Below are 24,206 nucleotides of genomic sequence, written 5' to 3'. Positions count from 1 at the left end.
ACTTAAGCCTATTTTTGATCTTCTTTTTCATATGCTCGTATAATTTGAGCAACTACTGGGTGTCTTACAACATCTCCAGCATCAAAATGAACAAACGCAATTTTATCTATCGATTGTAATGTTTTTTCTGCGTGGATCAAACCGCTGCCTACGCCTTTAGGCAAATCAATCTGACTTGTATCACCATTGACGATCATTTTGGAGTTAAATCCTAATCTTGTCAAAAACATTTTCAATTGAGCGATTGTCGTATTTTGAGCTTCATCTAGTATAACGAAAGCATCATCTAAAGTTCGACCTCTCATATAGGCTAATGGTGCAATCTCAATCACACCACGTTCCATCAAACGATTTGTATGATCCATACCAAAAATTTGATACAACGCATCATATACAGGTCGTAGATAAGGATCAACTTTTTCTTTTAGATCACCAGGTAAAAAACCCAGACTTTCTCCTGCCTCAACAGCTGGACGAGTCAAAATAATTTTTTGGACTTCACCTTTTTTTAATGCCGAAACAGCCATAACGACTGCTAAAAAGGTTTTCCCTGTTCCTGCCGGTCCAATTCCAAAAGTAATATCACGTTTTCTTACCGCATCCACATATCTTTTTTGACCAATATTTTTTATTCGAATGGCTCTGCCGTGATGATCTTTTAAAATCTCTTCTTCATACATTGCTACAAAAGAATCTAAATCATTACTTTTTGCCATTTTTAAAGCAGAAACAACATCTGGTGTACTAACTTTAATACCGCGCTGAATCAACACCTGCAAAGTTCGCAAAACTGAAGCAATTAATTGAACTTCGGATTCTTCACCAAGTAATTGGATCATTTCTCCCCTTGTGTTGATGGTTACTTCTGTATTTTCTTCTAAATATTTTATATGTTTATCATGGGTTCCTAAAAGCATACTCACATCATCAGAATCATTTAATTTTAATTCCAACGATATTGACTGATTTTCTGTCAAAAAACGCCCATCTCCTTTATTTTTTCATTCTTTATAATCATACCATATTATTTATTTATTAAAAAGAGAGTGGGCTAAACTAGATACTTGTTTTTAGTGATTCCTCTTTGTTTTCCCATTTTCTGTCTTCATTTTTTTAGAACAAAAAGACCAACGGGTTTCCGTTGGCCATTTCATTTTGACTAATTCTCTTGTAGTAATTCTTTTACAATTGCATTGACCTTATTGCCATCTGCTTTGCCTTTGACTTCAGGCATTACAGCGCTCATTACTTTACCAAATTCTTTTGGCGAAGCGGCTCCAGTCTGATCAATTGCCTTTTGAACGATCTGACGAATTTCTTCTTCTGAAAGTTGTTTTGGCATATATGTTTCAACAATTGTGATTTCGATTTTTACTTTGTCAGCAAGATCGTCACGTCCCGCTTTTTCAAACTCTGATAAAGAGTCTCTGCGTTGTTTCATCTCACGAGATAACACTGTCAACTCTTCTTCTCCGTCCAAATCACGGCCAGCTTTAATCTGCTCATTTTGAATGGCTGCTTTCAACATGCGAAGTACCGATAAAGTATCTTTATCTTTTGACTTCATTGCAGTTTTGATGTCGTCATTCAATGTTGTTAGTAATGACATACAACCGACTCCAATTCATCGAAAACTAGAATTTTTTACGTTTTCTAGCTGCTTCAGATTTTTTCTTACGCTTTACACTTGGTTTTTCGTAGAATTCACGTTTACGAGATTCTTGTAAAGTACCCGCTTTTGAAACGGAACGTTTGAAGCGACGAAGAGCATCGTCAAGAGATTCGTTTTTACGAACGACAGTTTTTGACATGTTAATTCCCTCCCTCCGAGCTTAAAAAGTAACCGTTTTTTATATTTATGAATTATTAGACATAAATAAAATACCGTTCTTGTTACATTATATCGAATGGTTATTTTAACGTCAACCTTTGTATTGAAAAAATGCATAAAAAAGTCCCAAAATGAGTAAATTTTTACACACACATGTATTATTCATCATTTTTCCTCTAAAAAAACAATCATTTACACTCCTCACATCGTCCAAAAATTTCAAATCGATGTCCTTCAATTTCACATCCACTTAATTGCTCTTCAAAAAAATCCATTGGACACATGTGAATTTCTTTTGTTTTTCCACAAACCGTGCAAATGAAATGATGATGATGGCCTACTTCTTGGCAACAATGGAACCGGAATTTTTTTTCTCCGTTCAAATCTGTTGTTTCTAACAGGTCAAATGTTTCAAAATCGTGTAAGTTGCGATAAATAGTGTCATAACTTACACCTTTATATTCTTGATTCATAAATTCATAGACTTCTCTTGCAGAAATATAACGATTTCTTCGAATTAGATAAGTAATCATGGCTTCTCTTTTTTTTGTATACTTTAAGCCATGCTTTTTCATCACTGCTAATGACTGCTCTACTTTTGAATTTGACTGTGCCATTTGACAACCTCCAGTTTTTCAAATCAGAATCATTACGGATAAGATTCATGAAGGTATGGTATAATAAATCTAAAAAAAAAGCAAGAGAGGAATCCTATCATGACAACAAATGAACCTAAAAAATGCGTAACGATTTTCGTTATTTCCGATTCAGCTGGCGAAACAGCTTCAAAATTGGCAGCAGCTTCTATGGCACAATATCCAACGATCGATTTTTCTTTATTTAGACGAACATTTGCAAAAGAAGAAGGTAAACTTAGAAAAGCACTTGAAGATGCCAAACGTGAAAATGCTATGGTTTTACATACGATTGTAAGTGATCGTTTAGTCAAAATTGCGAATGATTTCTTCGAAGAACATAATCTATATCACTTTGATATACTCACACCTCCAGTAGCTGAAATCGAGCGATTGACTGGGATTGCACCTACAAGAGAACCTGGAGCACTGCATCATTTGAATGAAAATTATTTTAAACGGATCGAAGCTATGGAATTTGCTGTTAAATATGATGACGGAAAAGATCCTCGCGGTTTCTTGGAGGCCGATGTGCTTTTATTAGGTGTTTCTAGAACTTCGAAAACGCCACTTAGTTTATTTTTAGCGAATAAAAATTTAAAAGTAGCAAATTTGCCTTTGATTCCAGAGGCTCATTTACCAAAACAATTGTGGGAAACAAACCCTAAAAAAATTGTGGGCTTGACAAATGATCCAGATATTTTGAATGGCATCCGAAAAGAAAGAATGAGAACTTATGGATTACCTGCTAATACTTCTTACTCAGATATTGAAAAAATCAGAAAAGAATTGACTTTTGCCAATGATTTATATGAAAAACTGGGATGTGTCGTTATTAATGTTGCCTCACTTTCAATCGAAGAAACAGCTTCGATGATTTTAAATGCGTTAAATCTGGAAGATCATAGCTATTATGCAACTGAATCACCTGAAGCGTAATAAAAAAAACTAAGAGCATAAGAATGAGTTGATTAAAAACTCACTGCTCTTAGTTTTTTTTCTTAAAATACTTGAATTCCTTCTTGGTCTATTGATAGCACATTGATAGCTGCTGAATCAGGTAATTTCTCCAATTCTTGAACCATTTGATCTGTTTTTTCTTCAGGTGATAAAACCAAAACAGTTGGTCCAGCTCCACTTAAAAATGCGCCATAGACACCTATTTTATGACCTAACGCTCGGATTTCTTCTAAATGAGGCACCAATTTCTTGCGGTACGCTTCATGCCAACGATCTTTTTCCATCATTACACCAGCCAATGGCAAGTTTCCATTTAAAATTGCCGCAATCATTACATTTGCGATCGAGCTTGCCTGGACAGCTTCTTTATACGGAATAGAAGTTGGAAGTACACTGCGGCTTTCAGATGTCAATAGATGAACATCAGGGATATAAGCAATCACATCACACATTGGAAAATGATGTTTCACAGAATGGACTTGTCCGTCAACGTAACTCGCCACAACAAAATCTCCACATATGGCTGGGGCAACGTTGTCTGGATGTCCTTCGATCTCAGTCGCAATCTGTACTTTATCTTTTTGAGATAACTGCAAATTTCCTAAACGATTAGCAAGTTCAATTCCGCCAACTATTACACTAGAACTACTACCTAAACCTCTTGCTAACGGAATATCCGATGTCATTTTCAACACTTTAGGAGCAAGGTCTGGTGCTAATTTTAGTGCTGTTTGAATCAATAAATTTGTTGCATCTGAGGGGATATCACTTCCTAAAGAATGGATAATTTGCCATTCTTTCGCGTTTTCCAATACTTCGATATTAAGGTATTGTGACACGGCGATACCACATGAGTCAAACCCCGGACCTAGATTTGCACTGGTTGCGGGAATTCTTATTTTCATAGTTCTGACACTCCGTTACGCAAATGCAGTCTCATCTCTTCTAAATCACTCATTTTAGAAATTTTGACTTCAGTTGCATTAATTGCTGTATCAGGATCTTTCAATCCATTTCCTGTGAAAACAGCGACTACTGTTTCACCTTGTTTTATTTTTCCACTTTTCACATGTTGAATGATTCCTGCTAACGATGCTGCAGATCCTGGTTCAACGAACACGCCATCTTGCGCAGCTACTTTGCGGTAGGCATTTAGAATCTCTTCATCTGTAACAGAATCAATGTATCCCTTTGATTCATCACGAGCAGCTTCTGCCAATGTCCAGCTAGCAGGATTCCCAATGCGGATCGCTGTCGCGATTGTTTCAGGTTGTTCGATTACTTCACCTTTTACGATAGCTGCGGCTCCCTCTGCTTCAAAACCATGCATTCTTGGTAATAGTGTTCCTTTTTTATCATGCCATTCTTTGAATCCTTTCCAGTATGCCGAAATATTACCAGCATTTCCAACAGGGATTGCAAGTACATCTGGCGCTTGCCCAAGTTGTTCGCAGACTTCAAAGGCGGCTGTTTTTTGGCCTTCTAATCGATATGGATTCACTGAATTTACTAATGCCACTGCTTCTGTTTTGGCAATATCACGGACTGCTTTTAGTGCTTCATCAAAGTTTCCTGGAATTGAAATGATATCTGCACCATATATGATTGCTTGAGCTAGCTTGCCCATTGCGATTTTGCCATCTGGAATAACAACATACGCTTTAACCCCTGCTCTTGTAGCATATGCAGCAGCTGCTGCGCTCGTATTACCGGTTGAAGCACAAACAATTGCTTTTGCGCCTTCTTCAACTGCTTTAGCAACGGCCATGACCATTCCGCGGTCTTTAAATGAACCGGTCGGGTTTAATCCTTCATATTTTCCATATAGATTAATTCCCAATTCCTTTGATAAACTATGCAATGGAATCAATGGTGTATTTCCTTCTGCTAATGAAATCATTGGCGTTTTATCTGTGATCGGTAAATATTCCTTATATTGTGTTAATAACCCTTCGTACATCGATTAATCCTCCAATACTTTAAATGTATTTAATAGTTCGAATTCTTCTGTCAATTCGATTTTTTTGGCGACTTGTTTCATCTGTTCTTTTGTAATTGTATGTGTAATTGCTACGATTCGAGCTCTAGTACCATCAGACTTTTGTTGAACGAGTTGATCAAAACTAACATTTGCTTCAGTCATTATCTGTGTTAATTTTAATATTTGACCTTGTCGATCTGGCACTTCGATTGAGAAATAATATTTTCCAGAAATCGTATCATCTGCTGCCAATTTTGTATCATGTTGATAGGCATTAAACATATGCCCTGTCGTTCCTAAGCGAATATTTTTGGCAATCGTAATGATATCGCTGACCACACTTGTAGCAGTTGGTTTTGCACCAGCGCCAGGTCCGTAATACATAGATTCCCCAACACCTGAACTTTCGATAAATACAGCATTAAATTCATTACGAACGGAAGCGATCGGGTGTGATTTTGCGACAAGCATCGGTCCGACTTCAACTGCAATACTGCCTTCTTGATTCTCTGAGGAACCAATCAATTTCACTTCATACCCCAATTGAGCAGCCATTTCAACATCATCTAAAGATAGTCCCCTAATACCACGTGCATCAACTTGATCCAAGCGAATATTCATTCCGAAAGCAAACTGACTTAAGATCACCATTTTATAAGCTGCATCAATACCGTCCACATCATTCGTCGGATCAGATTCAGCAAAACCTAATTCTTGGGCTTCTTTTAACGCCTGACTATACGTTTTTTTCTCTGAAACCATTTGAGTCAGCATGTAGTTTGTCGTTCCATTAACTATTCCTAATACCTTCTGGATATTGTCCGCAGCTAAACTATTGGCAATCGTCCGCAAAATAGGAATACCACCTGCGACGCTTGCTTCATAATAGAGATCACAATTATTTTTTTGCGCTAATGATACCAATTCACTCCCATGTTGGGCCAAAAGATCTTTATTTGCTGTCACGATATGTTTGCCATTTTCTAGTGCTTTAGTAATGAAGGTTTTTGCGGGCTCTACTTTTCCGATCAATTCTACAATTATTTTGATTTCATCATCATTGATAATATCCTCAATACTTGTTGTGAGTTGGATATCAAATTTCTCAGCTAGACGTTTTTTTTCTTCTTCATCCCGTACTAACGCTTTTGAAATCGAGATCTCCATTCCTGTCACTTGCGAAATTTTCTCTTGATGTTCTTGTAAAATTGTTGGTACACCAGAGCCAACTGTACCTAGTCCAAGTAACCCAACTTTCAATTTTTCCTTCATTCTTCTTCCTCCAACTATAAAATTAGAAACATTTCATTTTCTTCTAATAAAACATGTTTCTAGTATACCCAACTGACGTAAAAAAAACTACCCTTTTCTTTGATTTTCCCATGGGAATCCTAGAAAAGGTGAGTTATTGGTGTTTGATATGTTCAAATGTTTGGTTAAGAATGTCGATGACATGATGATCGTCCAATGTATAATAGATCGTTTTTCCTTCACGTCTGGATCTTACTACATGATTATCTCGTAATAGTTTTAATTGATGAGAAACGGCCGATTGTTCCATTGAAAGCTGTTCTCCGATCGCCGTTACATTCAATTCTCCTTTTTTTAACAAAAGTAAAATTCGCAATCTTGTTGGATCGCTCAACACTTTATATAACTGGCTTACTTTTTGGATTTCTTCTATTTCTTTCATCGCTGAGCTTCCTTTCATTATTCTATTATATATTATAGCAAACTTTTCTCAAAAGACGATAAAATTCTTCTTGGATGCTAAAAAGGCAACTAGGATTTAAATAGCTCTCCCATTTGCCTCTTGTAAAGTATCGTTCTTAGCTATTTGCTTGCTTGACTGCATCGATCACAGCATATCTAAATCCATTTTTTTCTAGAGCAGTAACACCTTTTATGGTACTGCCTCCAGGTGAAGTGACACCATCCTTTAATTCTCCTGGATGTTTTTTTGTTTCGATTGCGAGTTTAGCAGATCCTAACATCATTTGGGCAACTATCTCATATGAAAGCGCACGAGGCATACCTTCTAACACCGCACCATCTGCTAATGCTTCCATAAAAATATCTACAAATGCTGGGCTGCATCCTGCAACTGTACCAAACGTTCCCAAAAGATCCTCGCTGACCTCTTCTACCTTTCCTAATGATTCCAAGATGCGAGTTGCTTCTGCTTTTGATTCACTAGGCATCTGATCTGCAAAAACAGTGCCGATCATTCCAGCATTCACACTTACAGGAGTGTTTGGAATAGCATGTACAACATGAATCTCTTCCCCTAACACAGCTTGAGCTTCTTTTACTGTATGTCCTGTCGCCACCGAAATAAGAATAGTATTTTTACTTATGTTCGGGGCTGCTTGTGTCAATATCTCTAAGACAATTTTAGCACCTGTAGCAATGAAAATCACTTGGCACTCTTTCAAAGCGTCATACTCTTTGATCAATTTAAATCCAAGTTTCTTTTGCAGTGCTTCAGCAGTACCACTTGAACCACCTTTTACAAATAAATTTTCAGGTGCTATTATTTTTGCTTTTAGCAACCCTTCGATCATCGCACTGCCCATATGTCCTGCTCCAATAAATCCAATCTTCATTTTTACCACTCCTTATAATTTTACAAATAAAAAGACTGAAATAAACCTATTGTCCAGTTTTTTCAGTCCTTTCATTTTAATTTGTTAATGCATTAACCGCTTGTTCGAAATTCTTTATTTTTTGGTCAGCTTCTGTTTGTGAAGATGCTTTAGTTGCCAAATAAAACTTGATCTTAGGCTCAGTTCCAGATGGACGAATAGCAATCCAACTACCATCTTCCAAGAAGTATTTTAGTACATCGGATGGTGGAGTTGTCAATGCTTCAACTGTTCCCGAAGAGAAAGTTCTTGTTAATTGTTTGAAATCTTCTGTTTGCGTTACGTTGATATCAGCAAAAGACTTAGGCGCTTGTTCACGGAATTTTTTCATCAAGGCTTTAATTTTTTCGCTACCTTCAATTCCACTTAACGTGACTGAAATTGTTTTTTCTTCAAAATATCCATATTCATTGAAAATATCTTGTAAGCCATCGTACAGAGTTTTTCCTTGCTTTTTGTAGAAAGCTGCAACTTCCGCCAATAAAACTAATGCTTGAATGGCATCTTTATCACGTACAAAAGATTTTACTAAATAGCCATAACTTTCTTCAAAACCAAACATAAATGTTTGTGAATGATCTTCTTCATATTGCTCGATTTTTTCTGCAATAAATTTAAAACCTGTCAAGACATCTACCATTTTTGTATTGTATTTCGCTGTGATCGCAGTCGCTAACTCGCTAGACACGATTGATTTCAAAACAACTGCGTTTTCTGGTAAAGTCCCAGCTTGTTTATGCGCTTCTAAAATATATTGAATCATGATTGAGCCTAATTGGTTACCTGTTAGAACTTGATAATTTCCATCTGGTAAGCGAACTGCTGCACCTAAACGATCGGCATCAGGATCTGTTGCGATCAATAAATCCGCACCTTCTTTTTCACCTAGACGAATAGCATATTCAAAGGCAGAATGTTCTTCTGGATTTGGCGATTTAACTGTTGTGAAATCAGGATCAGCAATTGCCTGTTCTGGAACAAGAACAAATTTTTCGAATCCAGCTTGTTGCAACGCTTTTTCACCTAGCATCTTTCCTGTGCCATGTAATGGTGTATAAACAAGTTTCAACTCTTTACCCATTTCATTGATCAATTCTTGATTGATTGTAACAGCCTTCACTTCTTTTAGATAAGCGGCATCAACTTCTTCACCAATGATCGTGATCAATTCGCTCTCTTTTGCTTGATCATCTGCTAGAACGTCAACTTTTAATGGATTTTCAACTTCACGAACGTATTTCGTTAATGCATCCGCATCCGCTGGCGGCATTTGTCCACCATCTGCACCATAAACTTTGTAGCCATTGTAGGCTGCCGGATTGTGGGATGCCGTGATCATGATCCCTGAAAATGCATTCAAATAACGAACCGCAAAAGATAGCTCAGGGGTTGGTCTTAAACTTTTAAATACAAAAGCAGGAATGTCATGTTGCGCTAATGTTTTTGCTGCTTCCATCGCGAATTCTGGAGACATGTGGCGAGAATCATAAGCGATTGCAACACCGCGTTGTTTTACCTCAGCTCCTTCAGCATCCATAAAACGGGCCAATCCTTCCGTTGCTTGACGAATCGTAAAAATATTCATCCGATTGATACCAGCACCTAAAATACCCCGCATACCCGCTGTTCCAAATTCTAAAGGTGCATAAAACGCATCTTCGCATTTTTCAGGGTCTTCTTTTAAATCGTTTAATTCTTTTTTTAAATATTCTGGTACGTTTTCTTCATTTATCCACTGTTCATATACTTGTTCCCAAGACATGTTAGCACCTCTTTTTTTCATTTGTTTTTTCTCACTAGTAAGTATATCATTGCAGAGCTTTAGAATAAAGTGATGACTATAAAAAAAAACACCCTCCTCAAATCGGCTCTACATATTTACTTTAATAGATGTTGAAGTTTTAATAATCGATCGGTAAGCATTGTTGGCTCCGATGCAAAAAAATCTGAAAATTTTCGACTCCAATGTTTCGTTTCTCGAGCTTCACCGAATTCTTCCATTATCTGATTATATTGTTCGATCAATGTGTAAGTATATGGTTTATATCGATCATAATGAACTACCGCAGCCTCTGGCAATCGTGGTTTGACCTCCATTTCAACGATGGGCTTTCCGATGCTTAAACCAAATAATGGAAAAGTGTACTCTGGCAGCTCTAATAATTTACTAATTTCTTTTCCATGCTTACGTATGCTTCCAACAACTACCGAACCTAAGCCTAAACTCTCAACTGCAATGACTGCATTTTCAAGCGCCAAAGCTGCATCAGTCGTTGCTAGAATAATTGGTTCAATACTTTCATCAATAGAATACACACTTTCATGCGCTTCGCTGACCATTTTTGTACGATACAAATCACCGACAAATAGTAAAAAGATAGAACTTTTCAAAATATGGGGATTGCCTGGATTCCAATTGACTAATTGTTCACGAAGCTTTTTGTCCTGAATTACGATAATGCTGTAAAACTGTCCATTCATCCAGCTTGGTGCTTGGCGAGCTGCATCTAAAATCTCTTGCAGTTCGTCTTTAGTTAGATCATGTTTCTCGTCAAAATCACGATAGCTACGTCTATTTTTCAAAATATCAAGCGTTTTATTCATATCATTTTCCTCCATTTATGTTTATTTTATCATACTATTTTAGAATCAAGCGTAATTATTTTTGTGATTTTTAGCAATTTTTCTTTAAAAATCGGTAAGGTTTCCATGTCTATTCTGGTAAAATTAATCCGAATACTATCTTGATTTTCACTAAAAGAGAAACTTGGCGCAATTAACAACCCTTCCTGTAAAAATACAGACCAATCCTTTCCCCTAAGCTTTCCTTGTTTCCATTTTGCCCAAATATAAAAGCCTCCCTTAGGCATACTTACTTCCCATTCGTCCATTTTAGCTAGCACCTCAAATACCGCTGTGGCTCTTTGTTCTACCGTTTCTTTTAGATCAGAAATTTTATCTGTAAAACCTCTATCTGTTAAGGCCAAATTCGCCAATAGTTGTGGGAAAATACTGATAGAAAAATCCATCATTTTTCTTGCTTCCGCTAACTGCTGATTGACTGATGTCGGTGCACTTAGCCAACCAATTTTGGTTGTTGAGCCAAGAATTTTTGAAAGAGAACCGATGTAGAGGACATTTTCCGGGTCTAATTTTTTTAACGGCTGAATTTGATCTGACGGAACAAAATTTAGTTTGGCAAACACATCATCTTCTAATATGGGAATTTGATACTTTTGACATAACTCGACTAGTGCTTTTCTGCGTTTCATCGACATCGTTTTTCCAGTAGGATTTTGAAATGAAGGATTGACCATGACCATTTTTACTCGATGTTGGCGCATCATTTTTTCTAGCGATTCTAGATGGATACCTTCTTGATCCATTTTTACGCCATAAAGACGAATACCAGCAGCTTGAAATATCGGTAATGCATACAGAAAAGACGGATCTTCAATTGCTACACTATCTCCTGATTGAAGCAATACTTGTAAAATCAAAAATAACGCTTGCTGCGCACCTGATGTAATAAGAAGACTTTCTGGTGGAAGCGAAAAACCATACTCTTTTTTAGTTTCAAGACTGATTGATTGCCTTAATGGTAAATAACCTAAGTCGTCTTGTTGTTCCTGCTCTAAAAAATGTTTCCATGTCAATGGTGGAAATGAGAAACTGGGAATCAAATCCATTGGCAATTCTCCTGTATACAAATCTAAAATATGCTCATTCGATTGCTTGATCAATCGTTCGATCTCTTCAGTAAAAGGATCAACCTTAGCAAAAGCATTTTGTTCCAAATAGCGCCGCCAATCTGTTCTTGGTGTAGTGCTGATTCCCCATTTCCCTTCATTAACAATGGTTCCACTACCTTGTTTTCTGATAATCCAGCCTAAAGATACAAGCTCGTCTAATGCATGAACGACAGTAGAACGATTCACTTGAAAATAATTTGCTAACTTTCTTTCTGAGGGTAAACGTTCACCTGGTAGAAGATCGCCATTTTTAATGTAAGACAAAATTAGTTCGATGATACTGACATATACTGGAACCCCTTTTTCTTTTTTTAGTGACCACATTTTTTAGCCTCCGTTATTGGATTGATTTTTTTGTTATTTTTAGTTGGATATTTTATAATTGACTAAGTTTGATTATTATTTTGAAGGATCAACTCGCCTTTCAGTCGGCTTGTACTGCTCATCATCGGATCACTTCGTTCTCCGTGATTCAAAATCAAGGATCAACTCTCCTTCCAGTCGGCTTGTACTGCTCATCATCGGATCACTTCGTTCTCCGTGATTCAAAATCAAGGATCAACTCTCCTTTCAGTCGGCTTGTACTGCTCATCATCGGATCACTACGTTCTCCGTGATTCGCAGCAATTGGATGACCTGAAAATAACCCAATTGGCTGTTTTTGTCAACTTATGTTTGTTTTACACTATATATATCAAAATTTATCTGAATAGGGGTTAGACTATGATCAAAAAAGTTTTAACAGTCGCTGGTTCTGATTCTAGTGGCGGGGCAGGTATTCAAGCGGATTTAAAGACGTTTGAAGAATATGGAACATTTGGATTTTCAGCTTTAACTAGTATTGTGACGATGGATCCAGATGAAGGTTGGAGTCACGCAGTTACTCCGATCGAACCTGATTTAGTGGAAAAACAATTAAAAACTATATTTGCAGGCGGAGCACTTGACGCTATGAAAACAGGAATGCTTGGATCTATTGAAGCTATCGAAATAACTAGACTTTATATCGATACGTTTAATATGAAAAATATCGTGATCGATCCCGTCATGGCATGTAAAGGTACAAGTGAATTACTCCAACCAGAAAATGTTGCTGCAATGACTCGTTTGCTTTTGCCTAAAGCAACTGTAACAACACCAAACTTAGTAGAAGCAGGAATTTTGTCTGGAATGGGAGATTTAACTTCTATTGAACAGATGAAAGAAGCAGCAAAAAATATTATTGATTTAGGCCCTAAAAATGTTGTGATTAAAGGGGGTCACCGTTTAAAATCTGATAAAGCGATCGATCTATTCTATGATGGAACGAATTTCACTCTCTTTGAAAGTGAACTATTTCCAACCGATTATAACCACGGAGCTGGCTGTACCTTTGCTGCAGCTCTCACTGCGGGTCTTGCAAAAGGTTACTCCGTCGTTGATGCTGTCTCCTTAGCAAAGAAATTTGTAGCCGCGGCGATTGAAAACGGTCAAAAAATCAATCCTTTTCTTGGCCATGTGTGGCATGGAGCATATAATCATGCCCAAGATCGAATGATAGAAAAATAAGGAGTGTTTGAATGAATAAAAAAAGCTCAACGACATCCATTGTATTGGTTGGATTGTTTGCTGCATTGACCGTTCTTGGAACAATGATCAAAATTCCTATGCCAACTGGTGCCTTTGCTCATTTAGGTAACTCAGTTTTATTATTAGCTGTACTTTTGATTGGTTATAAAAAAGGGGCTTTGGCTGGAGGGTTAGGTTTTGCTATTTTTGATGTTTTAAATGGCTTTGCTGCCGAAGCGCCATACTTTATTTTGGAAAGTTTTATTGTCGGTGGTGCGGCGGCGTTGGTCATCTTATTTTTCCATCAAAATATTGATGTCATTTGGAAAGTCATTGTAGTTGCTGTCGTAACAGGAATTGTTAAGATAATCATGACGCAAATAAAAAACACTGTGATGGGACTTATTGCAGGTGCAGATTTTAGTGTATCTTTTGCAAGTGCCTTATCCAAACTACCAGCAACATTTATTAATGTGGCTACAACTATTGTTATTGTGACACTTGTTTATTTTCCATTGAAAAAGGCAATGAGTATCATTTTTTCAAGGCAATCCTTTTGATTTTTTATATAAAGAAACTCCGCTTATCTTGGGTATTCCAACAATAAGCGGAGTTTTCTTTAATCATTTTTGCTAAAAATATTTTCTAATACACCAAAAGCAATTCCAGCTACAGGAAAAATGATCCAGTTTGATCCCCAATTTCCTAATAAAAATCCTTGTCCTAAAAAGATTGCAACAACGATTGGCCAATAAATTTTTTCAAGGGTTTGCAGCCAGGATGGCTTTTGGCTATCTCGTTCTGCTTTAGCGCGTGGTCCTAATTCTCCTTCATCAGAAATGAAATACGTTTGCTCTAGCATTTTAGTAAAACTTCCCATGATCACTCCTCCGAATATAAAGAAGAAAACACCAAAAGATGCGACTAAAAACATACACCCAGCACCAAACATTACATTTTCTTGTGATGAATCTATTAAAGCGTATAAGGATACAGGAATCAATGAGAGAATACTCAACACTACTCCGGCCACCATGCAAAAAACAAACGAACGCTGAAAGTTTTCTTTTCTTTTTTTCATTTCATGTTTTACTTGCATAGGAATAAAACGATCATCCAATTTTTTATTCGAATTGACTATACTTATTCCTGCGATGATAAATAATGGAACTCCAATAGCGGTACCGACAAACAAAAATAGTAGCCCAAAACCTATCCCATAATTTCCACTAGCTAATCCCATAGACGTGAATAAAGTTGCCGCACCTATCATAATCGTCATAACACCAAATCCAATCAGTGTTGCTCCTTTACGTCGAACAGCTAGAAAATCAATTGAATCAGCTAAAGTGATTTCATCCATTTCAAATCCCTTTTCATCAATAAATTCTTGTTTTATGTTCATTTCTTCTACTAACTCATCAATTGATCCAAATTCTGAAATGACACCACCAATTGCTTCATTTTCGGATTTTCCTTGTTTTTTTAAATCCTCATAGCGATCCTCAGCACCTGCTAACAGATCTTCTTTTAATTGTTTTGTTTGACTTGTTTCAGCTATTCCTAAAAATAAACTGTCGATATATTCCTGGATCGTTTTCATTATTTTTCCTCCTTTATAAAGCGTTCAACGACTTTTTTTGTAAGATTCCATTCTTGTATTTTTTCTTCTAAATACGCGTGTCCTGCCGAAGTGATTTTATAGTATGTCCTCTTTTTCCCATGCGTTATCTGACCAGGAAAAGAGTCGATAAATCCATTTTTTTCCAAGCGGTTAAAAGCTGAATATAACGTCGTTTCTTTGATTGAATAATTGCTTTCGGAGATTTCTGTGATTCTTTTGGAAATCGCGTAACCATAAGAATCACCTTCTTGTAGTACTGATAGAATGAATGTGTCATTATATCCTCTTATTGCATCACTGCCGATCATTGAATCACCTCCTATTACTTCACCTGACGTACTACGTCTGTCGTTGTAATAATCATAACACGATTACTACGACAGGTAAAGTAAAAATAATCAAAATAAAAAAGAAACGTAAAATACGCTCCTTTTTTATTTTAATTCACAGCGACTGATGGTCAAACTGAAGATATATACTATTGGGGGACTGAAGGGAAAAAGAACCTTTCGTCTTAAATTAAATTGTATCCCCATTAAAAATAGAATTTTTTACGATCACATAATCTACCTTACGAATCGCTTCAAGATCTCGACCGCCAGCATAAGAAATCGAAGATTGTAGATCCTGCTGCATTTCTACTAATGTATCTGCTAAACTTCCTTTATGTTGAATCCAAATTTTCTTTCCTTCAACATTTTTCTTTTCACCTTTTTGAAACTCTGATGCACTACCAAAATATTCTTTATAAACTACGCCGTTTTCTACTTTTGTTTCACCAGGGGATTCTTCATGACCTGCAAATAGTGAACCAATCATGACCATTGTTGCACCAAAACGGACTGATTTTGCAACATCACCCGGTGTCCGGATGCCACCATCTGCAATTATTGGTTTTCTTGCAGCTTTAGCACACCAGCGTAATGCTGCTAGTTGCCAGCCGCCAGTTCCAAATCCAGTTTTGATTTTTGTGATACACACTTTACCAGGACCGATTCCGACTTTTGTCGCATCCGCTCCAGCATTTTCTAATTCACGGACCGCTTCAGGCGTTCCAACATTTCCAGCAATAACAAAGGTATCTGGTAAATGTTTTTTTAGATGTTGAATCATATTGATCACTGCATTTGAATGACCATGTGCAATATCGATCGTTACATAATCGGGAATCAAATTACGTTCTGCTAATTCTTCTACAAATCCATATTCAGCTTCTTTTACCCCTACACTGATGGACGTGATCAAGCCTTTAGCATTCATTTTCTCAATAAATGGAATTCGAGCATTTTCATCAAAGCGATGCATGATATAAAAATAATCATTTTTAGCTAAAAATTCTGCAATTTCTTCATCAATAATCGTTTGCATATTCGCAGGTACGACAGGCATTTTAAAGGTATGCTTCCCTAATTTCACCACTGTATCACATTGTGAACGACTGCTCACGATACATTTATTTGGAATCAACTGGACATCTTCGTAATCAAAAACTTTCATACTGTACTGCCTCCTAGTAAGTTCTATTAAAACACGCAAAAACACGAACGTTTTCCATCTAATAGTTCGCATTTTCAAACACCTATGCTAATTTACACTATTCATATACAAAAGTCAAAGGTAAATAACGAAAAATTACAATTCCAGAAACAATAGTTCGTGTTTTGAAAGAACAATTGTTATCTTGCGTGTTTATACAGTTTTTATTTTCTTGTGTTCAACTATTTGCTCTTCTATTTTTTCAACAGGTAATACATAATTCAATACAATCGCGGCGATCGAAGCCGTTGCCACAGAGGAACCGAATAAATACTGTAAAAATTGCGGCAATGATTGAATAAACGCTTCTGGAATCAATGTCAATGCAACCGTTAGAATCATTGGAATTGCGATCACATACATTTCCTTTTCATTTATTTCAACTTCTTTAATCACTTTGATTCCGCTAATTGAAATAATTCCGCAAACAATCACAAAAATACCGCCGATTACAGGAGAAGGAATTGAAGAGATCAACGTTGATAGTTTTCCTGACAAACCAAAAACGACAAACCAAGCACCAGCTGCCACAAATACCTTTTTACTTGCAACTCCTGTAATAGAAATGATCCCTGCATTCGTTGAATACCCCGTAACAGGTGTTGTCCCCAACAAAGACGAAATTAGGCAGCCAATTCCCTCACCTACAACTCCTCTATTGATATTTTCATCTGTTAAAGGTTTCTCACAGACATTACTAACTGCAAACCAAGTACCGGTCGTTTCAGCCATTAGTACAACATAAATAATGATCATTGTTAAAATTGAAGACAAATCGAATGAAAAGGAAAGATCAACAAATGGTAATTTTGGTACGCTGATCAATGATGCATTTTTGACCTGAGATAAATCAAGAATCCCCATAAATTTTGCCGCTAAGCTTCCAATGACTAAGGCTAAAATAACAGAAGATATTCTAAAAATACGGCCTTTTCTAGGAAATCGTGAACCGATCATCGCAAATAAGATCAGTGTTACAGCTGAAATCACTGCTAGCAGAATATTTTGTCCTAAATCTCCTGAAGCATTAAAAACATTGTCATTGAGTGCAACCGGCATCAATGATAAGCCCACAATAAAAATGATCGTACCACCTACAATTGGTGGGACAAAAGCTTTGATCAATCGATTGAAAATACCCGTTAAGCCTAAAACAATAACTAAAATTGCGCCAACCAAACTGGCGCCTAAAACAGCTCCCCAGCCGTTACCATTGTGATTATTTGCAAAATAAATACCTGCAACAGCCCCAATAGGAATAAAGGATGGGCCTTGGGCAACAGGCAATTTCATACAAAAATGAGACTGAATGATTGTAGCGATACCTGCTGCAATAAAAGTCGACTGGATCAGCGCTGAAGATTCTTTCGTTGTCAATCCAATAATTGATGCAATAATAAATGGTACTACATACACATCCATCGCTAAAACGTGTTGAATTCCTAAAAGAGCAGATTGACCAATTGATAGATCATCATTTGGTCCTACCGTCAATTTTGAATTTTTCATTTGTGTATCTGTCATTTTATACTTACACTCCCTGCAAATTCATAGTTTTATCGTGAACTTTTCTTCCTTGGATCCATACCTCAGTGATCATTTCAGGACGTGATAAATAAAGTAATTTTTGAAAAATTTCCATCAATGGTTCGTTCTCAGAAAAAATCGGCAACTCTTTACTATCAATAATTTGAATATCCCATGCGTAGTCAACAGCTAATTTCCCAATCGGTAAACTCAAAGACTCTCCACCACCTGCAGTTGCTAGATAAAACGCTTCGTTTAAAGTGATACTCGACCCCGAAACACCTCTTTTTCCACTACAGCAATCTTTGTCAACACCATCTTCCAACATCCGAGATGATATAACAGCTTGCCTGATATTATCGAACAAACTAGGAGAGAAACCACCAGAAATATCACTCCCTAGCCCTATTTCTACTTGATATTCGTTTAATAGTTTTGCAATCGGCGTTACAGCGTTACCAAAATATGTGTTAGAAATCGGACAATGTGCAACTGCCGTTCCTTTTTCGGCAAATAACGTCATATCTTCATCTGATAAAAATCCGCAATGCGCCATTATTGATTTTTCTGTAAGTAGTCCAAAATCATTTAAAGCAAAGGCATCGTTTTTACCAAACCTATTTTGAACAAAAGAGTGAGCCCAATCGCTTTCACTGCAATGAGATTGGATATGAATATCATACTTAGCTGCTAAAGTGCCTAAGCCTTTTAAAGAATCGTCCGTACAACTTGGAATAAAACGAGGTGTTACAACTGGATAGACCCCTTGAGGTGTTTTTTGATTCAATTCTAATACTTCCTGAATAAATAATTCAGTTTCATTCAGCGCTATATCAGTTGTAGCATCTCGATAATAGTTAGGGTTTTGTTCGTGATCGTCCATTACAACTTTACCAACTAAACCTCTCTGCCCTTTTTCGCTGCATATTTCTGCTAATCGTAGACTAGACTTCCGATGAACTGTTGCAAAATACAAAGCTGTTGTTGTTCCATTTTTTATTAATTGTGAAACTAAGTCTGAATAAACTTTTTCCGCAAATTGTAGGTCACAAAATTTTGCTTCCAGTGGAAAAGTATACGTATTGAGCCATTCATATAAAGGCAGATCAAGTGCTGTTCCAGCTTGCGCCCATTGAGGTGCGTGGATGTGAAGATCAATAAAACCTGGAAGAATATATTGACCCTGAGCTAATTCTTGAAGTTTATTTTTTTGGGAATACTCTTGAATAATGAATTCATATTCTTTTTCTTTTGGCGAAATAATAGCACTGATCCTACCTGATTCTGAGATACAAAACAGAGAATCCTCTAGAACTGTCACATTCTTTGAATCACTACTTGAAAATGCTGTTCCTTTTACGACAAACTTATACAAAATGAAAACCCCTTTCATAACGATACAAAAACATTATATAAAATAATTCGTTTTTATTCTATGTTTTTCTGTCAAACATCTGTAAAAACTTTCTCGAATCATTCAAAACACGAACTTTAATCGAATTTAGCAAAAAAAGACACAAAACTAAAATATCGTTTTGCGTCCTCGTTATAATCGGATAAAACATTTTATCTTCTTTTAAATAATTTGATTCACCATTCAAGCTATTGCTTTTCTCTTTCTAAACGGTCGATCTTATCATGAAGTTCAGCGATTGTTTTTTGCAGTTCATCATGCATTTTATCGTGTTTTTTGTGTAGCGTTGACAAGCTGTGATGAATAAGTGTGCCGCTACCTGCTGCCAAAGAAGCACCTAAAGCACTCAAAACATTCGTATAATTTCCCAGAATCAACTGTACATTAGCGGATGGTTGTACATTTTTTAATAGAGGGATCCACATTGTTAAAACAGCGAAAACAACTAAATAGAAAAAAAGAAACAGGTAAATGAAAATAGATATTTTACTAGCTAACAACGCTGGAATTTGTTCTAAAAATTGATTTATTTTTTTCATTTCCGATCAACTCCTTATCTTGCATTCTCTTTTAGAAAACTCTCTCTATTATGCTGGATAGCAAAATAAAAGTAAAAAATCATTGCGTTCAACCATCCAGCTAAATTTTGATTTTATGCTTAAAATTACTACACTGCCTTTTGATTCTGAGTAGAATTGAGTTATACTTAATAATGAATCATACTACTAGGAGGCAACTAATTATGCTGAAAATCGAACGTATTCAAACTGGTGTTATTCAAGAAAATTGCTATTTAATTTATAATGAAGAAAATTTATTGATTATTGATCCAGGTGCTGAAGCAGACAAAATAGCCACATTTATTGAAAAGACAGGAAAAAAACCAATTGCTATTTTATTAACACACACACATTATGATCATATCGGTGCGGTCGAAGAGCTACGTCACCAATATACTATCCCTGTTTATGTCAGTCCGCTGGAACAAGAATGGTTGTCAAACCCTATCCTTAATTTATCTGGACTAGGCCGTCATGACGATATTGCAGATATTATCGTTCAGCCTGCTGAAGTAGAATTTGAATTGACCGATTATGAGTTGGGTGGAATGACCTTTTCTGTTGTACCGACACCTGGACATTCGATCGGCAGTGTGAGTTTTGTATTTGATGACTTTGTTGTTACAGGTGATGCCTTATTTAAAGGAAGCATCGGTAGAACTGACTTACACACGGGTGACATGCAACAACTTATTCACAGTATCAATACCTATCTTTTCACATTACCAGATGAATTTCCAGCTTACTCTGGACATGGCGATGCAACTACGATCGAGCATGAGAAGAAAACAAATCCTTTTTTTAACTAAAAACAACGTATACTATTGTTATTTATCTAATAAGGGAGGAAATAAAGTATGAATGAACCAACAACGCTGTACATTGTTCGACATGGCAAAACGATGTTTAACACAATAGGCAGAACTCAGGGCTGGTCTGATACCCCCTTGACGAAAGATGGGGAACAAGTCATTCACTATTTGGGGCTTGGTTTAAAAGAGATTGATTTCAAAGAAGCCTATTCCAGTGATAGCGGTCGTGCAATGCAGACCGCACGCATTATTTTACAAGAACATCTTAAAGGCGAAGCTATTCCTTATGGCACAGATAGCCGTATTCGTGAATGGTGCTTCGGTTCTTTAGATGGCGGTTATGATGGAGAACTTTGGGGCGTCGTTCCTAGAATTCTAGCGTTTAACAATTATGAAGATATGATGACTAATCGGATCAGTTATAAAGAGTTGGCTGAAGCCATCGTTGCTGCAGACACAGCTAACTGGGCTGAACCTTATGAAAAAATTCGTGAACGCGTTTGGAGTGGTTTTGAAGATATTGCCTATTATCGAGAAAAAAATGGTGGTGGCAATGTTTTGATTGTTTCCCATGGATTGACGATTTCATTTTTAATGTCCTTGATCGATGATAGCTTACCTATGCAGATTGGTCTTGAAAATGGCAGTGTGACTAAACTTATCTATGAAAATGGAAAATTTACGATTGATTCCGTCAATGATACCCACTATATTGAAAATGGACGTAGTGCCTCATATAATTAATCAATCCAGAATAAGTACATTGTGAAACATTAGTAACCTTCAGCTTTGTTTCACGATATTTAAAAAGTAAGAGGTGGGTACAAAAATTACCCTCTCTTACTTTTACATATTTTTTAATTCAAGTCTTTTTTTACAATCTCAACAGCTTGCTTAGAATATTGGATTTTTTCTAATGTTTCCTGATAATTTTTAGCAGCATAAGCAAAGAATAAGACGTCAACTACATAGAGTTGTGCTGTTAATGAAACAGTTGCTGCACTTCGCAATGGGGCTTCTCCTCCTGCTGGTGTCAATAGTAAAATAGAACTTTTCTTCGCCAATAATGAATCAGAATCAGCAGTCAATCCAATCACCATCAGCCCTTTTTCAATAGCCAGATCTGCCAATGCATTTGTTTCCTGATTTTTCCCTGAATTTGAAACGCCTATAAAAATCCCTTTCAACCCGTTTGTCCCCAGCGCAGAAGCAAACAAATGATGATCCATCGTAAAAAACACATTCAATCCTAAACGGGTAAATTTTTGATAAATATCTTGAGCAACTAATGACGATGCCCCAAGACCATAAACAAAAATAATTTCAGCACATTGCAAATCCACAACTGCCTGATCAATTGCTTCACTTTCCAAATGTTCATTGGTACGTTCTAAAATATGAATCAAGCGGTGCTGAAGCTTCTCTTTAATCGCATTCGTAGTCTCACCATTTTCGACTTCGGTAGACATTTGAGTATGCACAGATCCAAGGTTCGCTGAAAGCAATAATTTTAGATCAGTAAAACCACTGACCTCAATCGATCGGCAAAAACGAATGATTGCTGCCGGGCTAGACCCAGACTTTTTAGCTAATTCTTGGGCACTTAAATTAATGACTTCGCTCGTATTTTTTAAAATATATTCTGCTACTTTTTGCTCAGAACCAGGCAAATGTTTTTGATGATCTTGAATTGTTAAAATTATATTTTGCTGCATTTCCTACACATCCTTTTTCTTACCGAAATCAATTTTATTTTAATATCTATTTCAGCAGTTTACTTCTTTATTATAGCTAAAAAAAAACAGAAAGGAAATCCGTCTATTAAATCAGAAAGAGTTAATAAAAAAAACAACTGATTTTATCTAGCTCAGCATTCAAATGCCTTATGCTAAGAAACCAGTTGTTCTTTAACTAACAATTATTTAGACTTATTTTTCTTGTAGGTCTTTTGGAATACCAAAGAAAAATGTTGCAATAAAACCACCTGCGTACGCTGCCAGTAATCCTAAAATATAAACCAACCATTGGTTATTTGCGATTAATGGGATTAAAGCTGCACCACTTGGACCAATTGCAATCGAGCCTACATTCCCAAAAGCACCAATCACAGCTCCACCAATACCGCCACCAATACAAGCTGTAATAAACGGACGTCCCAGAGGCAATGTCACGCCGTAAATCAACGGTTCCCCAATACCTAAAATTCCTACTGGCAACGCACCTTTGATCATTTCGACAAGTTTTTTGTCATCTTTACAACGAATCCATAAAGCCAATGCCGCACCAACTTGACCACCACCAGCCATTGCTAGGATTGGTAACAATAAAGTCATTCCCGTTTGGTTTATCATTTCGATGTGAATAGGTGTCAATATTTGATGCAATCCAAACATTACCATTGGTAAGAATGTAGCACCTAGAGTAAACCCGGCTAGAATACCACCTTTTTCTAATACAACATTGATTACCCCTACGAGACTATTTGAAATTAATCCCGCGACAGGCATTATGAGGAATATTGTAATCAATCCGATCACAAGCAATGAGACTGTTGGAGTAATAATGATATCAATTGAATCAGGAATTACTTTGTGTAGTCGTTTTTCGATTAAAGAAAGCAACCAAACTGCAAAGATAACTCCGATAATTCCCCCTTGCCCTGCTGATAAATTATCGCCAGTCAAAATATTTGGTAGAGGTGTCTCAGGATTCATTCCTGTCAACATTGTCACTGCTCCAATTACACCACCAAGTGCTGGAGTTGCACCAAATTCGCTGGCACTATTAATCCCCGTATATAATGCTAAATAAGCAAAGATCCCATTTTTAATAATATTTAAAACATCAATATATTGTTGCCAAGAATCACCAATTGTTCCAGCGACTAAAAGATTGGACATAACTGCCGCGATCCCACCAATAATACCCGCTCCAACAAATGCTGGAATCAGTGGAACAAAAATATTGGAAATAGATTTCAAAACTACTTTAAACTTAGAATTACTTTTGTTTTTTTCTTTTTGTGCCGCTTTCATTTGTGCTGCTTTTTCTTCAACTAATTCTTTTCCAGTTGAATCTTGCTCATTAGAACTTGCAAAGGATTCTCCAAGTTTTACACCAGCCATATCGACCATTTCTTGTGCTACTTTATTGACTGTTCCAGGACCGATTACAACTTGTAGCGTATCATCTTCTACAACACCCATTACGCCATCAATATTTTTCAATCCTTCTAAATTAACTTCATCATAATCACGAATATCCATACGAACACGAGTCATACAATGTCTAAGTTTCAAAACATTCCCTTGGCCACCTACTTCATCATAGATTTCCCTCGCTATACGTTTGATTTTATCTTCTGCCATAGTCTTTTCTCCT

25 protein-coding genes are annotated in these 24,206 nt (G+C 36.6%); 5 read left to right on the top strand and 20 right to left on the bottom strand.

Translation table 11 applies throughout. The features are described 5' to 3' along the window. Window positions 1-8 precede the first annotated feature (8 nt). The 4 genes from IGI43_RS00375 to IGI43_RS00360 form a co-directional block, all read right to left on the bottom strand. Window positions 9-977, bottom strand: coding sequence for a PhoH family protein (locus tag IGI43_RS00375; RefSeq protein WP_438755819.1), 969 nt, complete (start codon window positions 975-977; stop codon window positions 9-11). Between the two features lie 182 nt (window positions 978-1,159). Beyond that, the gene (locus tag IGI43_RS00370; RefSeq protein WP_438755818.1) at window positions 1,160-1,609 is read right to left on the bottom strand and encodes a GatB/YqeY domain-containing protein; all 450 of its coding nucleotides are present in this window, start codon (window positions 1,607-1,609) and stop codon (window positions 1,160-1,162) included. 25 nt (window positions 1,610-1,634) lie between these two features. Then, window positions 1,635-1,811, bottom strand: a complete 177-nt coding sequence (rpsU, locus tag IGI43_RS00365; protein WP_002356740.1) for a 30S ribosomal protein S21 — start codon at window positions 1,809-1,811, stop codon at window positions 1,635-1,637. 208 nt (window positions 1,812-2,019) lie between these two features. Then, window positions 2,020-2,448, bottom strand: a complete 429-nt coding sequence (locus IGI43_RS00360; RefSeq protein ID WP_438755817.1) for a Fur family transcriptional regulator — start codon at window positions 2,446-2,448, stop codon at window positions 2,020-2,022. Between the two features lie 99 nt (window positions 2,449-2,547). Between IGI43_RS00360 and IGI43_RS00355 the strand changes: the two genes are divergently transcribed. Continuing rightward, on the top strand, window positions 2,548-3,405 hold the full coding sequence (locus tag IGI43_RS00355; protein ID WP_438755816.1) for a pyruvate, water dikinase regulatory protein: 858 nt from the start codon (window positions 2,548-2,550) through the stop codon (window positions 3,403-3,405). A 62-nt stretch (window positions 3,406-3,467) separates the two neighbouring features. On the opposite strand, the gene thrB is transcribed toward IGI43_RS00355, so the two are convergent. From thrB to IGI43_RS00315, 8 genes are all read right to left on the bottom strand, one after another. Further along, window positions 3,468-4,331 (bottom strand): homoserine kinase, encoded by an 864-nt coding sequence (gene thrB / locus IGI43_RS00350; RefSeq protein ID WP_438755815.1) that lies wholly within the window; start codon window positions 4,329-4,331, stop codon window positions 3,468-3,470. Further along, on the bottom strand, window positions 4,328-5,386 hold the full coding sequence (gene thrC, locus IGI43_RS00345; protein ID WP_438755814.1) for a threonine synthase: 1,059 nt from the start codon (window positions 5,384-5,386) through the stop codon (window positions 4,328-4,330). Before thrC ends, thrB begins: the two co-directional genes overlap by 4 nt. Before the next feature lie 3 nt (window positions 5,387-5,389). Continuing rightward, window positions 5,390-6,679, bottom strand: a complete 1,290-nt coding sequence (locus IGI43_RS00340) for a homoserine dehydrogenase (protein WP_438755813.1) — start codon at window positions 6,677-6,679, stop codon at window positions 5,390-5,392. Window positions 6,680-6,812: 133 nt separating this feature from the next. After that, window positions 6,813-7,100, bottom strand: a complete 288-nt coding sequence (locus IGI43_RS00335) for an ArsR/SmtB family transcription factor (protein ID WP_438755811.1) — start codon at window positions 7,098-7,100, stop codon at window positions 6,813-6,815. Between the two features lie 136 nt (window positions 7,101-7,236). After that, a complete protein-coding gene (proC, locus tag IGI43_RS00330; RefSeq protein ID WP_438755810.1) occupies window positions 7,237-8,013 on the bottom strand; it encodes a pyrroline-5-carboxylate reductase in 777 nt (258 codons plus the stop codon). Window positions 8,014-8,089: 76 nt separating this feature from the next. After that, window positions 8,090-9,814, bottom strand: coding sequence for a phospho-sugar mutase (locus IGI43_RS00325; RefSeq protein WP_438755809.1), 1,725 nt, complete (start codon window positions 9,812-9,814; stop codon window positions 8,090-8,092). A gap of 116 nt (window positions 9,815-9,930) precedes the next feature. Then, on the bottom strand, window positions 9,931-10,656 hold the full coding sequence (locus IGI43_RS00320) for a nitroreductase family protein (RefSeq protein WP_438755808.1): 726 nt from the start codon (window positions 10,654-10,656) through the stop codon (window positions 9,931-9,933). A gap of 29 nt (window positions 10,657-10,685) precedes the next feature. Further along, on the bottom strand, window positions 10,686-12,128 hold the full coding sequence (locus IGI43_RS00315) for a PLP-dependent aminotransferase family protein (protein ID WP_438755807.1): 1,443 nt from the start codon (window positions 12,126-12,128) through the stop codon (window positions 10,686-10,688). 399 nt (window positions 12,129-12,527) lie between these two features. On the opposite strand from IGI43_RS00315, the gene thiD reads away from it, so the two are divergent. Together thiD and IGI43_RS00305 are read left to right on the top strand one after the other, a co-directional pair. Beyond that, on the top strand, window positions 12,528-13,352 hold the full coding sequence (gene thiD, locus IGI43_RS00310; protein WP_438755806.1) for a bifunctional hydroxymethylpyrimidine kinase/phosphomethylpyrimidine kinase: 825 nt from the start codon (window positions 12,528-12,530) through the stop codon (window positions 13,350-13,352). An 11-nt stretch (window positions 13,353-13,363) separates the two neighbouring features. Beyond that, the gene (locus IGI43_RS00305) at window positions 13,364-13,912 is read left to right on the top strand and encodes an ECF transporter S component (protein WP_438755805.1); all 549 of its coding nucleotides are present in this window, start codon (window positions 13,364-13,366) and stop codon (window positions 13,910-13,912) included. A 59-nt stretch (window positions 13,913-13,971) separates the two neighbouring features. Here the strand turns inward: IGI43_RS00305 and IGI43_RS00300 are convergent, their stop codons facing one another. From IGI43_RS00300 to IGI43_RS00275, 6 genes are all read right to left on the bottom strand, one after another. Then, the gene (locus tag IGI43_RS00300) at window positions 13,972-14,955 is read right to left on the bottom strand and encodes a permease prefix domain 1-containing protein (protein ID WP_438755804.1); all 984 of its coding nucleotides are present in this window, start codon (window positions 14,953-14,955) and stop codon (window positions 13,972-13,974) included. Beyond that, entirely contained in the window at window positions 14,955-15,284 is a 330-nt protein-coding gene (locus IGI43_RS00295; RefSeq protein ID WP_438755803.1) for a PadR family transcriptional regulator, read from the bottom strand. The genes IGI43_RS00300 and IGI43_RS00295 overlap by 1 nt, the downstream gene beginning before the upstream one ends. A gap of 211 nt (window positions 15,285-15,495) precedes the next feature. Further along, window positions 15,496-16,473 (bottom strand): GMP reductase, encoded by a 978-nt coding sequence (guaC, locus tag IGI43_RS00290; protein WP_438755802.1) that lies wholly within the window; start codon window positions 16,471-16,473, stop codon window positions 15,496-15,498. A 192-nt stretch (window positions 16,474-16,665) separates the two neighbouring features. Next, window positions 16,666-18,036 (bottom strand): uracil-xanthine permease family protein, encoded by a 1,371-nt coding sequence (locus IGI43_RS00285; RefSeq protein ID WP_438755801.1) that lies wholly within the window; start codon window positions 18,034-18,036, stop codon window positions 16,666-16,668. A 7-nt stretch (window positions 18,037-18,043) separates the two neighbouring features. Next, window positions 18,044-19,414 (bottom strand): guanine deaminase, encoded by a 1,371-nt coding sequence (gene guaD, locus IGI43_RS00280; protein ID WP_438755800.1) that lies wholly within the window; start codon window positions 19,412-19,414, stop codon window positions 18,044-18,046. Between the two features lie 227 nt (window positions 19,415-19,641). Beyond that, on the bottom strand, window positions 19,642-19,992 hold the full coding sequence (locus IGI43_RS00275) for a hypothetical protein (RefSeq protein WP_438755799.1): 351 nt from the start codon (window positions 19,990-19,992) through the stop codon (window positions 19,642-19,644). A gap of 203 nt (window positions 19,993-20,195) precedes the next feature. Here IGI43_RS00275 and IGI43_RS00270 point away from each other — a divergent pair, with 203 nt between their 5' ends. Together IGI43_RS00270 and IGI43_RS00265 are read left to right on the top strand one after the other, a co-directional pair. After that, entirely contained in the window at window positions 20,196-20,822 is a 627-nt protein-coding gene (locus IGI43_RS00270) for an MBL fold metallo-hydrolase (RefSeq protein ID WP_438755798.1), read from the top strand. Between the two features lie 48 nt (window positions 20,823-20,870). Beyond that, window positions 20,871-21,569, top strand: coding sequence for a histidine phosphatase family protein (locus IGI43_RS00265; protein WP_438755797.1), 699 nt, complete (start codon window positions 20,871-20,873; stop codon window positions 21,567-21,569). Window positions 21,570-21,682: 113 nt separating this feature from the next. Here the strand turns inward: IGI43_RS00265 and IGI43_RS00260 are convergent, their stop codons facing one another. After that, a complete protein-coding gene (locus tag IGI43_RS00260) occupies window positions 21,683-22,540 on the bottom strand; it encodes a MurR/RpiR family transcriptional regulator (protein WP_438755796.1) in 858 nt (285 codons plus the stop codon). A gap of 213 nt (window positions 22,541-22,753) precedes the next feature. Further along, window positions 22,754-24,193, bottom strand: a complete 1,440-nt coding sequence (locus IGI43_RS00255; protein WP_438755795.1) for a PTS transporter subunit EIIC — start codon at window positions 24,191-24,193, stop codon at window positions 22,754-22,756. Window positions 24,194-24,206 lie beyond the last annotated feature (13 nt).

This window comes from Enterococcus sp. AZ126 (assembly GCF_051714545.1).
In the GTDB taxonomy this organism is placed as follows: Bacteria; Bacillota; Bacilli; order Lactobacillales; family Enterococcaceae; genus Enterococcus_L.
This window is presented reverse-complemented; position numbering and strand designations above follow the sequence as displayed.

Excerpts from the sequence above, each read along its gene's own strand:
- rpsU (WP_002356740.1), bottom strand. The coding sequence starts at position 1,811 with ATGTCAAAAACTGTCGTTCGTAAAAACGAATCTCTTGACGATGCTCTT.
- IGI43_RS00325 (WP_438755809.1), bottom strand. The coding sequence starts at position 9,814 with ATGTCTTGGGAACAAGTATATGAACAGTGGATAAATGAAGAAAACGTA.
- IGI43_RS00270 (WP_438755798.1), top strand. The coding sequence starts at position 20,196 with ATGCTGAAAATCGAACGTATTCAAACTGGTGTTATTCAAGAAAATTGC.
- IGI43_RS00315 (WP_438755807.1), bottom strand. The coding sequence starts at position 12,128 with ATGTGGTCACTAAAAAAAGAAAAAGGGGTTCCAGTATATGTCAGTATC.
- IGI43_RS00285 (WP_438755801.1), bottom strand. The coding sequence starts at position 18,036 with ATGACAGATACACAAATGAAAAATTCAAAATTGACGGTAGGACCAAAT.
- IGI43_RS00300 (WP_438755804.1), bottom strand. The coding sequence starts at position 14,955 with ATGAAAACGATCCAGGAATATATCGACAGTTTATTTTTAGGAATAGCT.
- guaC (WP_438755802.1), bottom strand. The coding sequence starts at position 16,473 with ATGAAAGTTTTTGATTACGAAGATGTCCAGTTGATTCCAAATAAATGT.
- IGI43_RS00320 (WP_438755808.1), bottom strand. The coding sequence starts at position 10,656 with ATGAATAAAACGCTTGATATTTTGAAAAATAGACGTAGCTATCGTGAT.
- IGI43_RS00255 (WP_438755795.1), bottom strand. The coding sequence starts at position 24,193 with ATGGCAGAAGATAAAATCAAACGTATAGCGAGGGAAATCTATGATGAA.
- IGI43_RS00260 (WP_438755796.1), bottom strand. The coding sequence starts at position 22,540 with ATGCAGCAAAATATAATTTTAACAATTCAAGATCATCAAAAACATTTG.
- IGI43_RS00305 (WP_438755805.1), top strand. The coding sequence starts at position 13,364 with ATGAATAAAAAAAGCTCAACGACATCCATTGTATTGGTTGGATTGTTT.
- thrB (WP_438755815.1), bottom strand. The coding sequence starts at position 4,331 with ATGAAAATAAGAATTCCCGCAACCAGTGCAAATCTAGGTCCGGGGTTT.
- IGI43_RS00340 (WP_438755813.1), bottom strand. The coding sequence starts at position 6,679 with ATGAAGGAAAAATTGAAAGTTGGGTTACTTGGACTAGGTACAGTTGGC.
- IGI43_RS00355 (WP_438755816.1), top strand. The coding sequence starts at position 2,548 with ATGACAACAAATGAACCTAAAAAATGCGTAACGATTTTCGTTATTTCC.
- proC (WP_438755810.1), bottom strand. The coding sequence starts at position 8,013 with ATGAAGATTGGATTTATTGGAGCAGGACATATGGGCAGTGCGATGATC.
- thiD (WP_438755806.1), top strand. The coding sequence starts at position 12,528 with ATGATCAAAAAAGTTTTAACAGTCGCTGGTTCTGATTCTAGTGGCGGG.
- IGI43_RS00360 (WP_438755817.1), bottom strand. The coding sequence starts at position 2,448 with ATGGCACAGTCAAATTCAAAAGTAGAGCAGTCATTAGCAGTGATGAAA.
- IGI43_RS00370 (WP_438755818.1), bottom strand. The coding sequence starts at position 1,609 with ATGTCATTACTAACAACATTGAATGACGACATCAAAACTGCAATGAAG.
- IGI43_RS00295 (WP_438755803.1), bottom strand. The coding sequence starts at position 15,284 with ATGATCGGCAGTGATGCAATAAGAGGATATAATGACACATTCATTCTA.
- IGI43_RS00275 (WP_438755799.1), bottom strand. The coding sequence starts at position 19,992 with ATGAAAAAAATAAATCAATTTTTAGAACAAATTCCAGCGTTGTTAGCT.
- IGI43_RS00265 (WP_438755797.1), top strand. The coding sequence starts at position 20,871 with ATGAATGAACCAACAACGCTGTACATTGTTCGACATGGCAAAACGATG.
- IGI43_RS00335 (WP_438755811.1), bottom strand. The coding sequence starts at position 7,100 with ATGAAAGAAATAGAAGAAATCCAAAAAGTAAGCCAGTTATATAAAGTG.
- thrC (WP_438755814.1), bottom strand. The coding sequence starts at position 5,386 with ATGTACGAAGGGTTATTAACACAATATAAGGAATATTTACCGATCACA.